The sequence below is a fragment of the Rhodopirellula sp. JB055 genome (genome assembly GCF_043100905.1).
Taxonomy (GTDB): domain Bacteria; phylum Planctomycetota; class Planctomycetia; order Pirellulales; family Pirellulaceae; genus Rhodopirellula.
Genome location: NZ_JBICHO010000548.1, coordinates 1 through 11875 on the forward strand (window position 1 = coordinate 1; position 11875 = coordinate 11875).

Here is an 11875-nt window from a genome sequence, read left to right on the forward strand (position 1 = left end):
GAGGCCTCGTGCGCCCCGACGGGGCATCGCATTCCAACCCAGAGAAACGTGAAACCGTCGGAATGATCAGGCCGGTAGCCCCAAGGGGGCGACTCGATCTGGTTAGCGCCGCCCCTTTGGGGCTACCGAGGTTCGCACCATTCTGAAAACCCAGGGCGTTGCCCTGGGCTAGAATAGGGTCGTCCCGTTGGGCCTGTGGCGTCTCCGTGACGGGGACGTCGTTTCTCTCGAATATTGTGCCATTCGCAAGGTGGAACCATGCCGCAGTCTTTGGCTCGCGTTTATTTGCACATCGTCTTTTCCACCAAGGGGCGAATTCCTTGGCTGAAGGATGCGACCTTGCGATCAGAACTTTACGCGTACATGGCGACGGTTCTACGTGACAACGTCCAATCACCAGCGATCAAAATTGGTGGAGTGGAAGATCACGTTCACGCTTTGCTCACGCTCAGCCGAAGTTTCGCGATCAAGGACGTGGTTCAGCACATGAAAACGGAAACCAGCAAATGGATCAAACGCCAAACTAAAGGCGCGACCGAGTTCGCCTGGCAAACTGGATATGGAGCCTTTTCCGTGAGCCAATCCAACGTCCCGAAAGTCATCCAGTACGTTGGCAACCAGGAAAAACATCACCGCAAACTTTCCTTTCAGGACGAATTCCGAGACTTCTGCAAACGGCATGAACTCGAGATCGACGAACGGTATGTCTGGGACTGATGTCAAACGAGTACCGCCCCGTTGGGGCTTCCGACATTCGCGCCGTTTTGAAAACCCAGGGCGTTGCCCTGGGCTAGATTAGGGTCGGCCCGTTGGGCCTGGGGTGTCTCGGTGACGGTGACATCGGAGTGATTGTGCACTCTCTTCTTTCGCCCCAACGGGGCGCTGCTATTCCAGCCCAGGGCATCGCCCTGGGAATCCGTCGGAATGATCAGGCCGGTAGCCCCAAGGGGGCGACTCGATCTGGTTAGCGCCGCCCCGTTGGGGCTTCCGACATTCGCGCCGTTTTGAAAACCCAGGGCATTGCCCTGGGCTAGAATAGGGTCGTCCCGTTGGGCCTGGGCGAATTGGTTACGGTGCTGACGCAACTGTCAGTCGTGTTGGGGTGTGTCGAAGATGCGGTCGCCGGCGTCGCCGAGGCCGGGAACGATGAAGGCTTGTTCGTTCAAGCTGGGGTCGACGGCCGCCACGAACAGTTTGACCTGAGGGAAATCCTTGGCCACGCGATCCATCCCTGCTTGGGATGCGATGATGCTGAGCACGCGGATGTCTTCGACACCCCACCGCATCAAACGGCGGACGACCATGTCAATCGATCCGCCGGTGGCCAACATCGGATCGAGTATCAAGGCGACGTTCGGTGCGCCCTTCTTGGGCAGTTTGTCGTAGTAGCCAACCGGCTCGGCAGTTTGCTCGTTGCGATACAAACCCAGGTGCCAGACGGAGGCGTCGGGAATCAAATCCAACAACGGATCGACCATCCCCAGTCCCGCTCGAAGCACGGGCACGATCCCGATGTCCGCCGCCAATTCATGGCACGCTGCATCCGCAACCGGCGTGGGAATGGTGACGGGTTGGGTCGGCAAGTCATCCGTCGCGCGAACACCGATCAACATCGCCAATCGCGAAACGGCGGATCGAAACTCAGACGGTCGCGTTCGCTTGTCTCGCAATTGACAAAGGTGATGCGAAACCAAAGGGTGCTGCAAAACGTGAACGTGCGACATGACTTGGATGGCTAGGGGCGAATGAATGTGAGGTGTGCAAACGCATGATCGAAGTCCGCCGATGATCGATCAAGTCAGTGAAGCAGAATGAGCAACAGAAAGCCTGCGTGGGTGTGCAACCCATCAGCCAGCCGTTGGGCCAATTCCGTCTGCCGTGTTCCAGAAACCGCCGCGGGCGTGATCGAAGGTGGGTTTTTGACCCCGGATTTTTTCGCGAAAACCGCCGTCGATGGACCACACGATGGAACCGTTCACGATGGTCGTCACGGGCCATCCGCGAAGCGTCTCGCCGTTCCAGGGACTCCAGCGGTTCTTCGTGTGTTGGTCTTCGTCGCGAATCGTGCGTTCGGAATTCATGCGGACCAAAACCAGGTCAGCATCGTAGCCATTGGCGATTCGGCCTTTGCCCGTGATGCCCCAGACCCGCGCGGGGGCATCGCTCATCCAGTGCGCGATCTGTGGCAGTGTGACTTTGCCAGCGTTGCATTGATTGAGCATCAACGCGAGCGAGTTCTCAACCGCTGGCAAACCCGATGGTGACTGCGGGTAGGGTTGGGCCTTCTCTTCCAATGTGTGAGGTGCGTGGTCGGTCGCGATGACTTGGATGACATCATCTTGCAGTGCTTGCCAAAGCTTGGCGTTGTCTTCCGCGGTTTTGATCGATGGGTTCATCTGAATCCGGGAACCCAATCGGTCGTAATCGTCGACGTTGAAGAACAAGTGATGCGGGCAAACTTCCGCGGTCAGATAGGGCGATGGATCGACGAGCGACACAAGCTCCGCGCCGGTGGAAACGTGCAAGACATGAAAACGATGTTGATGCCGACGGGCCAACCCGGTCGCTCGCGCGGTCGAGATCACCGCAGCGGCTTCATCACGGATACGAGAGTGATCGTGAATGTCGGTGGTGCCCGCGAGTCGTTCCGCGTTGGCTCGCCCAGTCGGTTAGTCTTCGCAGTGGGCGCAGATCGGCAGAGTCGTCTCGGCGAAGATGCGTTCCAAGGCGGCTTGTTCGTCGACCAACAGATTGCCAGTGCTGCTGCCGATGAAGATCTTGATGCCGGGAACGTTTTGAGCCGCATTCAACTCGGCCACGTTGTCCGGTGTCGCACCGATGTAGAAACCATAGTTGACCAATGACTTTTCGGCGGCCAAGGCTTCTTTGGCTTGGACACCTTCCACCGTGATCGCAGGTGGTTTTGTGTTGGGCATCTCCAGGAACGTGGTCACACCGCCCGCGGCACATGCGTGAGACGCTGTTGCCAAATCTTCTTTGTGAGTCAGACCGGGTTCGCGAAAGTGGACTTGGTCATCGATCACGCCGGGCAGCAAGAACAGATCGTCGGCTTCGATGAGGTGATCGCACGAGGCGGTGGAAGAAGCATCCGTGTCGAGAATCTTGCCGTCTTCGATCAGCACGTGACGAAGGTCGACCGTGCCGGAAGAGCTGTGGGTGCCATCGCCAGGCAAAACTGCCTGTGCGTTTCGAATCAGAGTGCGTGCCATCAAGGAGACCAAGCTGAAAAGACCAAACCGGACGAGTGTCAATGTTTGGTTGCCAGTCTAACACCGTTGCATGAGGCCATCGGTACCCCATGCGTCCTGAACCACGGTTCGCTGCCATTTCAGCAACGCAAGGCGAATCTGTGTCAGCGGCACGTGGTGGACGAGGCGATGAGCTGTTGACTACCCGCGAATGATCCGGGAGGGGAGGCGGCGCGTGATGCCCTTCCCCGAAAATCTCGCTTTCCGACCCCTCCCAAATTCGTCGGGCGTGCAGATTGACTTCACCCTCCCTTTGGGAGGATCGGACCGCTTCGGGCCGGGGAGGGTTCCGCGCTGGATCCAATGCTGACCCTCCCCTCGCTCGACCCTCCCAGAGGGAGGGTGATGATAAACGCTTGGCATTGCAGCATTTAAAACGGCACGGCCTCTTTGCGGCCGGCCTCAACCTACTCGACGCGGCCGGCGGCCCAGAGCATGCCGCGAACCAAGTTGGCCAGGAACACGTCGTCTTGGAACGTTTCCGTGGAGTGGCCGTAGGTGGTTCCATAGACGCGAGCGTCACCGTACTGGTTGGTCCAAATAACGGGATGAGACTTGCCATCGCGTTCGCTCTTGGAGGTCGCCAAAACAGTCGTGTTGGGCCAAACCTTTTCGATGATGTACAGCTCGTCCTTGGCGGACACGTGGGCGGCGGGGTACTCACGCATCACCGGGTGATCTTTCGCGACCACTTTGACTGGGTAGTGGCTTTGGTGATCATGGCGTCGGCTGGTCACGCCCAGGAATTCTCGCCAATCGTCGATTTCCGCGTCACGGTAGGTGTGCACCGCACAGTGAATGACCACGGCGGGAACGCCAGCGTGGTGGGCTTTCGTGATCTGACGGATGTAATCGGGGTTGGTCGTCGCGGCGAAGCATTCATTGTGAATGACGACGTCGAACGGTTTAGCCCAGTTTTCATCGCTGTAGAAGTCGATTTCGGCTTGGGTACCTTTGCCGCCATCATTGACGACGGTCCATTGGGCATCGACACCGGCTTTCGTCGCCGCCATCTGAATCGCTTTGGCCTGGAAGTCGTAATCGTGGCAACAACCACTGGTGATTATCAGGACACGGAGCGAATCGTCGTCTGATTCGGTTGGGGATGTGGCGTCTGCCGAGGCAAATCCAGAGAAGAGGACTGCGGATGCCAACAAAAAAGTCGCGGCGAAACGCCGCGACAGGGTGGAGTGAGAGGTCATTTCTCAGTTGTTCTCTTGAAGTTCGACAGTGTCCATGACTTTTGTGTTTCGCTCGATCGCGATCACGGTGGTGCGTTGGCGAAGACCATCGCGTGTTTCGGCCGTAACGGGAAGCACCTGACGTTTGTCGGGGAATTCCATGCGAACCGTGAACGCACCATCGTTTTGCAGTTTGACGGGATGCCCGCCCACCATCACCGAGGCCGTTGGGTCGGCTTTCCCGAACACGATCAGTTCGGCTTCGACGTCCAACCGCAGCTTGGTTTGACGCAGCAGCGATGGGTCGCCGGTGGTCGAGCCTGATTCGTTGCGATGAGGCATTTTTCGTTGCAGGCGATCCTCGAAGACTTCTCGCAGGTCATTGCTGCGGGATTCGTAACCGCCGCTGAGAGCGTAAATTCGCTCGTAGTCTTCGGCGATGTCCTGCCAGTGCTCGTCGAGACGTTGGCAATCGCCGGGCACGGGGGTTTCGACCACGTTGCTGCGGCAAAGGCAATGGAATTCACCGTCACTGGCTAAATAACCGATTGCGACGCGGAATCGCGACGGTGGGTCTTGGACATCGACGTACCAGTTGCTGACGCCGCCGTGCACGGTGATGTCACGAGCGACGGTTTCGGCGCTGTTGCTGGTCACATCGCCGACGGCCAGCAAACGCAGGGTTGGGACCGCGGTGTGCCATTTTTCGGCCATTGCTGATTGAGCGCGCTGGACGCTGGTTTGGGTGATTTCCCAGCTCGCTTGTAGCCAATACGCATCGCGAACGACCAGGACGATGCGGTCCTTATGAGGGGCGTCGGCGCGATGGCGTTGGGCACCATCGGTGACGGCGGATCCGGCGACCAAGGTGCCGGTGGAGAGGTCCTTGTGTTTTTGAACCAATTCGCGACGGCGACGCATTTCAGCCCGGATGCGTTCGGTTTTCGCGGAAACCTTGGGTTCGGTCAGGTCGGTCATGGGAGCGTCCGGTCGCGAACGCACGGTCGCCTTGGTTTTGCCGGAAGTTGCCTTGCGAGCAGGTGATTTGGATTTGCTGCTGGCGGTTGAGCGAGCTTTTTTGGGAGAGGCGGCCGCTCGTGGTTCGCTGGTTTTCGCGGTGGACTTCGCTTTCGCGGAACCAGTCCCTGCCCGGCTTTTTTTCGCTTCGTTGGCGGCTTTCCGGCGCAAACGTTGCTGGACCTTTTTGATCTCGCTGATCAAATCGTCCTTCCGCATCGAGTGCCAGCCTGTGATTCCGTAGTTCTTGGCGATTTCAGCCAATTCGCGACGGGTTTGTGACGGTAGATCAACAGTACTAATCAAGGCGGGCTCCTCGAGATGAACGCCTTGCCGATACTTCCCAGTCAAGGGCAACGAGGCGTGAATGGTTGATTTGAGGCAACAGGTTGATGCCGTTGTGCACCCAGCCAAACCGCTGTGGAAGGAGGCAGAATCGGTTGCTGACCGCGTCTTAACGGGGGAATCTGCTGCCCAGCTATTATGGCAAGGGGATGCTCATTGTTCTAGTGTTCGATTGACGAAAAGCCGGATTGAGACGCGAAAAGAAGAAGCCTTGGTGACAAAAACCCACTGATCGTCCAATCTTTGCAAACTTCGAACAAGCGACCGCCGGCGCGATTGAGCAGAATCAAGTTGGCGACAGTATAGCGATGTCGGGCGAATAAATCGAGCAAACGGCCTACAAGGGGGGGTGATGGGCGATCCTAAGCGGCAAAGCGAATCGGAGTCGAGTACGCAGCCGATGCTGCGGTTGGCTTCGGCCGGGTTTGAATTGGCTTCCTTTCCACTCATTTTGGGGGCAATGGGATACTATTGGTTGGATCCGTGGATGGGGAACGAGACCCCATATATCGCGATCGCTGGCGTTCTGGTCGGATTCTGCTTGGGGTTCTACCGGCTGATTCTGATGGTGAATCAACTTCCTTCTTAGGCAGTGAGCATTGACGCGACCGAGACAATATGGAGTCGTTTTGAACACAGTGATGGCGATCACGCTGGCGTGGTTGTCGTTGTGCGTGCTGTTTGCGCTCGGAAGTTGGGTGGCGGGCCAATTTTTTGGTGATTTGACCTGGGGCATTGTGTCGCTGGTCAGTCCCTGGACGGTGTGGCGGAAGTTGGCGATCGCGAGTTGGGTGATCGCGCTGGCATCGGTCTTTCCGCGGTTGATGTCGATCCAGATCAGCTCGGATCGATGGCTAGCAACGCAAGGCTTTCTGGCTGGGATGCTGATTCGGATCGTAGGGACCGTTGCTTTGTTTTTGGCCAGTAGTTATTACTTGGACGCTTCCGAGACTTGGTCCGCCGCCTGGGTGCTTTTCTGGCACGTCAGTTTGTTGGCCGTCGAAGTCGTTGTGATCGCACGGTTCGCTCGCCGTGACGTTGCCTGAAATCATCCCGACCCAATTCATCTGTCATGTTGCCATTTTTAGCCGCAGCCGGTCACGATCCGACCGATCACGCGAGTCCGCACGCGTTGCATGATTCGCCGTTGCTCAAGATTCCATTTGGTGGCGAGGGCACCGACGTTCCTGCGTTGGGTGTTCGAGATGGTTTCTATGAGTTTTTCATCACGAATCACTTGATGATGTCAGCGGTCGTGGGGTTGTTGCTGATCATCACGGGCGTGTTGTGCTCGCGAAAAATCAGCATCTTTCATGGCGAAGGATTGGGCCGCTATCAGACTCGCGGCCGGTTGTCGCAGTTGTTTGAAACGATCTGCGCGTTCATTCGCGATGAGGTCGCTTACCCGAACTTGCACGGGCTGACCGACAAATACATTCACTACATTTGGACGGTGTTCTTTTTCATCTTGTTTGCCAACATTTTGGGAGTGATCCCGTTTGGCTACATGTTGCAGTTGATCACTGGAAACCAGGCGTTCTCGCATTGGGGCGGCAGTGCAACGGGGAATCTTTCGCTGACCAGCGTGCTGGCGATGACATCCTTGGTCGCGATCATTTTCATCGGGATTCGCGAAACCAGTGCCAAGGACTTCTTCAATCACTTCAATCCCATTGGCTGGAATGGCGGTCTTTTAATGTTGCCGATCGCGTTGATGTTGTACGTGCTTGAGTGGCTCAGTTTGCTGGTCAAATGCTTTGTGCTTGCCATGCGGTTGTTCGGCACGATGATGGCTGGTCACCTGGTGCTTGCTGCTTTTGTCGGATTGATTTTCGCGGCCGCGGAAGCGGGCAAGGGCATGGGTTACGCGGTCAGCGTGCCGGTGGTTTTGGTGGCAACATCGCTGACGTTGTTGGAGCTGTTCGTTTGCTGTTTGCAGGCCTTCATCTTCACGTTCCTGACCGTGTTGTTCATCGCTGCGATGGCCACTCACGAGCATGATGAGGATTTGGATCACGATCCGGACGCGATGACCGATGCCAACCAAATGGACCCAGACAAGATTTTTGATCCCAGTCGCATCAGTCCTGCTGTGGGTGCCAGTCATCCAGCGGGTGCCTGATCGGCTTCCTCGGAACAGCGAAGGGCCGTTCCGAGAGAGGAAAAACGATGTGGCATTTTGTCGCTCGTTTTCAAGGCGGAAGTGGGGTGAAACTGCCCTAAGTCCGCAAACTATTTTGATTCACGCCGTCAGGCGACTGGGAGGGAAAGCTTTTTCCACTCCTTTCTGACGAAACTGCAGCAGGGTGGCATGACGGTTCGACTTGGTTGGACTATTCTTCCGCACTCAAAAAACACCTTTCCCCTTTCACTCGCTCAAAATTTTTACGGAGCAATCTGAAGATGTTAGAACTGGCAATGATGTTGGCCCAAGAAATCGCTTCCTACGACTTCGGCCGCATGGGTCTGGGGATCGGAATTGGATTGATCATTATCGGTGCCGCTTTGGGCATTGGTCGCATTGGTGGCAGTGCTGTCGACGCGATGTCGCGTCAGCCTGAAGCCGGCGGACGTATCCAAACGGCGATGATCATCGCGGCGGCACTGATCGAAGGTGCAACCGTCATCGCATTGGTGTTCATTCTGTTGTGCCGCGGCTAGGTCGAATTTGATGAAACGCTTGCTTGCAATTAGCTCGCTCACTTTGCTGGCCTCGTTGGTGCTGTTGGTGGTTTCACCGGCAGGGTCGTTGGCAGCACAAGATGAAGTGACCGTGGTGGACGCTCATGCGGACGCGACGAACAGCGAAGATGGCGATCACGACCATGCTCACGAAGGTGATGCCCATGGGGACGATGAAGCCGCCGAAAAAGAACATGGTCACGGTGACGAAGACCATGCGGCGACTCCGTTGTTGTCGTTTGACGTCGGATCGGCCATTTGGAATCTGATCATCTTCCTGTGTGTCCTGGCGATTCTGTCCAAATTCGTTTGGCCAGCCGTCTTGGGCGGTTTGCAGGCTCGTGAAGAAAAGATTCGCGAAGATTTGGAATCGGCTGAAAAGGCCAGTGCCGAAGCGAAGCAAATGTTGAGCGATTACCAAGCAAAGTTGGATGAGGCCGCCGGCCAAGTTCAAACGATGCTGGCGGATGCTCGCCGCGACGCCGAAGCCAACGGCCAGAAGATTGTCGATGCTGCCAAAGTGGAAGCTGCGGCTCAACGTGAGCGAGCTTTGTCGGACATCGAGAATGCTAAGAAAGTTGCGATGGCTGAAATGGCCGGACAAACGTCCAACTTGGCCATGCAGGTTGCTCGCAGTGTTGTTGGTCGCGAATTGTCGGCTGATGACCACGCGGATTTGATTCGTCAATCGATGGAACGGCTGCCCAGCCAAAACTGACGCCATTGACGTGGTCAAACTCCCTTCCCTGAAATTCCTACGACGCTCAACCGACGAGACCCCCAACGTGTCCGAAACCGCCTCGCATTCCACCGTCCTTGACGTCGGCGCCGAAAAACTCGGCAAGACCTACGCTCGGGCGTTGCTCGCTGCGACTCAAGCGGATGGATCCACCGAAGCGGTTGTCAACGATCTGAACGCCATTTGTGACGAAGCTTTGTTGCAAAGTCCCAAACTGCAACTGGCTTTTGAATCGCCTCAGATCGACGCTGACGAGAAGTGCCGGGTGGTGGACCGTTTGTTTGGTGGCAACAGTCACCCTGCTTTGATCAAGCTGATGAAGGTGATGGCCAAACGCGGTCGCCTTGGTCACCTGGTCGCGGTTCGCGACGCTGCGGTCGATTTGTTCGACGAAGCAGCCGGCCGATTGGTGGCCGAAGTTCGAACGGCAATTCCGATGACGGAACAGCTTCGCGGAGAAGTCACGCAACAACTATCGACCCGGTTCGGAAAAACTGTTCGCCTGCGAGAGTCCGTGGATGCGGATCTGATCGGCGGGATGGTGATCCGAGTTGGCGACACGGTCTTCGATTCGTCGGTGGCCAGCCGATTGGACAAACTTGGCAAATCCGCTTCCGCTGGCTTCGCTCGCCAGTTGATGGAACACGCGGATCGATTCAGTTCATCTTCGTGAATCAACACGTTTGCTGAACGCCCTCCTCAAACCATTTACGCACAAACCACCATCGGAAAACACGGTACGGTCCAGTGAAATTCAATAGCGACGAGATCGCCTCTGTCTTGCAGGCCGAGATCGAACAGTTCGATAACAAAATTGACGTCCGCGAAGTCGGAACGGTCTTGGAAGTTGGTGACGGGATCGCTCGCGTGTACGGCCTGTCCGGCGTCATGGCTGGCGAGATGGTCGAATTCCCCAATGGCGCGATCGGCCTGGCCTTCAACCTGGAAGAAAACAGCGTCGGGGTCATCATTCTGGGTGACTACCTGACGATCGAAGAAGGCGACGAAGTCAAAGCCTTGGGCACGCTGTTGTCGGTTCCTGCCGGCGATGCGGTCATCGGTCGCGTTCTCGATCCACTCGGGAACCCACTGGACGGCAAAGGTCCCGTGCAAACCGACGTCACTCGCCCGGTGGAAATCATCGCGACGGGTGTTGCGGAACGCAAACCAGTCACCGAGCCACTGCAAACCGGTATCAAGGCCATCGACTCGATGACCCCGATCGGACGCGGGCAACGCGAACTGATCATTGGTGACCGCAAGACCGGAAAGACGGCCATCGCAATCGACGCGATCCTGAACCAAAAGGGTCAGGGCGTGAAGTGTTTCTACATCGCCATCGGCCAAAAGGACTCCGCCGTCGCTTCTGTTGTTGACGTCCTCGAGCGTCACGGAGCGATGGAATACACGACCGTGATCGCGGCGGGTGCCAGTGCACCGGCTCCTCTGCAATACGTGGCTCCTTATGCCGGAACCGCGATGGCAGAACACTTCATGTTCAACGGCGGACACGCCTTGGTCGTCTACGATGACTTGTCCAAACAAGCCACCGCGTATCGTCAAATGTCCTTGCTGATGCGTCGCCCACCGGGCCGCGAAGCTTACCCTGGTGACGTTTTCTACTGTCACAGTCGTTTGCTGGAACGTTCGTCGAAGTTGTCCGATGAACTCGGTGGCGGTTCGATCACCAGCCTTCCGATCATCGAAACACTTGAAGGCGAAGTCTCGGCGTACATTCCGACCAACGTGATTTCGATCACCGACGGTCAGATCTACGTTCAGCCTGACTTGTTCTTCTCGGGCGTTCGGCCCGCCATGAACCCTGGTATCAGTGTTTCTCGCGTGGGTGGTGCGGCTCAAACGAAGGCCATGAAGAAGGTCTCCGGCGGTTTGCGTTTGCAACTGGCGGCCTTCCGTGCTTTGGAAGCTTTCGCTCAGTTGGGAACGGATCTCGATCCCGTGACCCAGGCCGAACTGGATCGTGGTTACCGCATGGTCGAGTTGCTCAAGCAGCCCCAGTACCAACCTCTGTCGGTCGCCGAGCAAGTGATCAGCATTTACGCGGGCACAAACGGCTACCTGGATGACGTTGCCGTCAAAGAAGTGCAGACGTTTGAGAAGGAAATGCTTCAGTACATCAACGACAAGCATTCTTCGTTGATCAGCGACATGACCGCAAAGCCGGAATTGTCGGATGAGATCGTAGAACGCATCGTGGCGGCCGTGAAGGAATTCAAGACTGTCTACAAACCCGCCACCCCTGCAGCCTGAACCCGAAAGGCGGAGTGATTCATGGCCAACGCACGTGCCCTCGATAAACGACGCAAGTCGATTCGCAACATCCGCAAAATCACGCGGACGATGGAGCTGATCGCAACGGCTCGGTACAAAAAAGCAATGGACCGCGCCGCAGCGGCCACGGCTTACACCGAGCAGATCACCAAAATTGTTTCGCGATTGGCGGACGCCGGGTTGGACGTGCAGCACCCGCTGTTGGAACAACGCGAAAAGATCAACACGACTCGGGTGCTGGTTTTGGCCAGCAACCGTGGTTTGTGCGGTGGTTACAACGCATCGATTTTGCGAACCGCGCTGCCCCGCATCAAATCGCTTCGCGAAACGATTCCAAACGTCATCATCGA

General features: G+C 56.8%; 12 protein-coding genes and 1 pseudogene. 9 read left to right on the forward strand and 4 right to left on the reverse strand.

Going from position 1 to position 11875, the window contains the following annotated elements:
• The first annotated feature begins 258 nt into the window (after positions 1–258).
• Positions 259–717 (forward strand): transposase, encoded by a 459-nt coding sequence (locus ACF8AM_RS21495; RefSeq protein ID WP_392557621.1) that lies wholly within the window; start codon positions 259–261, stop codon positions 715–717.
• Positions 718–1088: 371 nt separating this feature from the next.
• On the opposite strand, the gene upp is transcribed toward ACF8AM_RS21495, so the two are convergent.
• The 4 genes and pseudogenes from upp to ACF8AM_RS21515 all read right to left on the reverse strand — a co-directional run bounded on the left by upp (position 1089) and on the right by ACF8AM_RS21515 (position 5773).
• Positions 1089–1724, reverse strand: a complete 636-nt coding sequence (upp, locus tag ACF8AM_RS21500; RefSeq protein ID WP_392557622.1) for a uracil phosphoribosyltransferase — start codon at positions 1722–1724, stop codon at positions 1089–1091.
• A 123-nt stretch (positions 1725–1847) separates the two neighbouring features.
• Positions 1848–3230: pseudogene (locus tag ACF8AM_RS21505) on the reverse strand (dihydroorotase).
• A 446-nt stretch (positions 3231–3676) separates the two neighbouring features.
• Positions 3677–4471: a ThuA domain-containing protein gene (locus ACF8AM_RS21510; RefSeq protein ID WP_392557623.1), complete on the reverse strand. Its 795-nt coding sequence runs from the start codon at positions 4469–4471 to the stop codon at positions 3677–3679.
• A 3-nt stretch (positions 4472–4474) separates the two neighbouring features.
• Positions 4475–5773, reverse strand: coding sequence for a DUF4912 domain-containing protein (locus tag ACF8AM_RS21515; RefSeq protein WP_392557624.1), 1299 nt, complete (start codon positions 5771–5773; stop codon positions 4475–4477).
• A gap of 391 nt (positions 5774–6164) precedes the next feature.
• On the opposite strand from ACF8AM_RS21515, the gene ACF8AM_RS21520 reads away from it, so the two are divergent.
• The 8 genes from ACF8AM_RS21520 to ACF8AM_RS21555 form a co-directional block, all read left to right on the forward strand.
• Positions 6165–6401 carry an AtpZ/AtpI family protein gene (locus tag ACF8AM_RS21520; protein WP_392557625.1) on the forward strand — a complete coding sequence of 79 codons (237 nt, stop codon included), beginning with the start codon at positions 6165–6167 and terminating at the stop codon, positions 6399–6401.
• A gap of 52 nt (positions 6402–6453) precedes the next feature.
• The gene (locus tag ACF8AM_RS21525; RefSeq protein WP_392557626.1) at positions 6454–6858 is read left to right on the forward strand and encodes a hypothetical protein; all 405 of its coding nucleotides are present in this window, start codon (positions 6454–6456) and stop codon (positions 6856–6858) included.
• A gap of 26 nt (positions 6859–6884) precedes the next feature.
• Positions 6885–7934 (forward strand): F0F1 ATP synthase subunit A, encoded by a 1050-nt coding sequence (gene atpB, locus ACF8AM_RS21530; protein WP_392557627.1) that lies wholly within the window; start codon positions 6885–6887, stop codon positions 7932–7934.
• Positions 7935–8215: 281 nt separating this feature from the next.
• The gene (atpE, locus tag ACF8AM_RS21535; RefSeq protein ID WP_007327179.1) at positions 8216–8473 is read left to right on the forward strand and encodes an ATP synthase F0 subunit C; all 258 of its coding nucleotides are present in this window, start codon (positions 8216–8218) and stop codon (positions 8471–8473) included.
• Positions 8474–8483: 10 nt separating this feature from the next.
• Positions 8484–9212 carry a F0F1 ATP synthase subunit B gene (gene atpF, locus ACF8AM_RS21540; RefSeq protein WP_392557628.1) on the forward strand — a complete coding sequence of 243 codons (729 nt, stop codon included), beginning with the start codon at positions 8484–8486 and terminating at the stop codon, positions 9210–9212.
• 10 nt (positions 9213–9222) lie between these two features.
• On the forward strand, positions 9223–9906 hold the full coding sequence (atpH, locus tag ACF8AM_RS21545; RefSeq protein WP_392557629.1) for an ATP synthase F1 subunit delta: 684 nt from the start codon (positions 9223–9225) through the stop codon (positions 9904–9906).
• 74 nt (positions 9907–9980) lie between these two features.
• On the forward strand, positions 9981–11504 hold the full coding sequence (atpA, locus tag ACF8AM_RS21550; RefSeq protein ID WP_392557630.1) for a F0F1 ATP synthase subunit alpha: 1524 nt from the start codon (positions 9981–9983) through the stop codon (positions 11502–11504).
• A gap of 21 nt (positions 11505–11525) precedes the next feature.
• The coding region (locus ACF8AM_RS21555; protein WP_392557631.1) for a F0F1 ATP synthase subunit gamma at positions 11526–11875 on the forward strand (350 nt) is incomplete at its 3' end.

Bases quoted from the DNA above. Each gene is read 5' to 3' on its own strand.
- ACF8AM_RS21520 (WP_392557625.1), top strand. From the start codon at position 6,165: ATGGGCGATCCTAAGCGGCAAAGCGAATCGGAGTCGAGTACGCAGCCG.
- atpB (WP_392557627.1), top strand. From the start codon at position 6,885: ATGTTGCCATTTTTAGCCGCAGCCGGTCACGATCCGACCGATCACGCG.
- ACF8AM_RS21510 (WP_392557623.1), bottom strand. From the start codon at position 4,471: ATGACCTCTCACTCCACCCTGTCGCGGCGTTTCGCCGCGACTTTTTTG.
- atpF (WP_392557628.1), top strand. From the start codon at position 8,484: ATGAAACGCTTGCTTGCAATTAGCTCGCTCACTTTGCTGGCCTCGTTG.
- ACF8AM_RS21525 (WP_392557626.1), top strand. From the start codon at position 6,454: ATGGCGATCACGCTGGCGTGGTTGTCGTTGTGCGTGCTGTTTGCGCTC.
- atpE (WP_007327179.1), top strand. From the start codon at position 8,216: ATGTTAGAACTGGCAATGATGTTGGCCCAAGAAATCGCTTCCTACGAC.
- upp (WP_392557622.1), bottom strand. From the start codon at position 1,724: ATGTCGCACGTTCACGTTTTGCAGCACCCTTTGGTTTCGCATCACCTT.
- ACF8AM_RS21495 (WP_392557621.1), top strand. From the start codon at position 259: ATGCCGCAGTCTTTGGCTCGCGTTTATTTGCACATCGTCTTTTCCACC.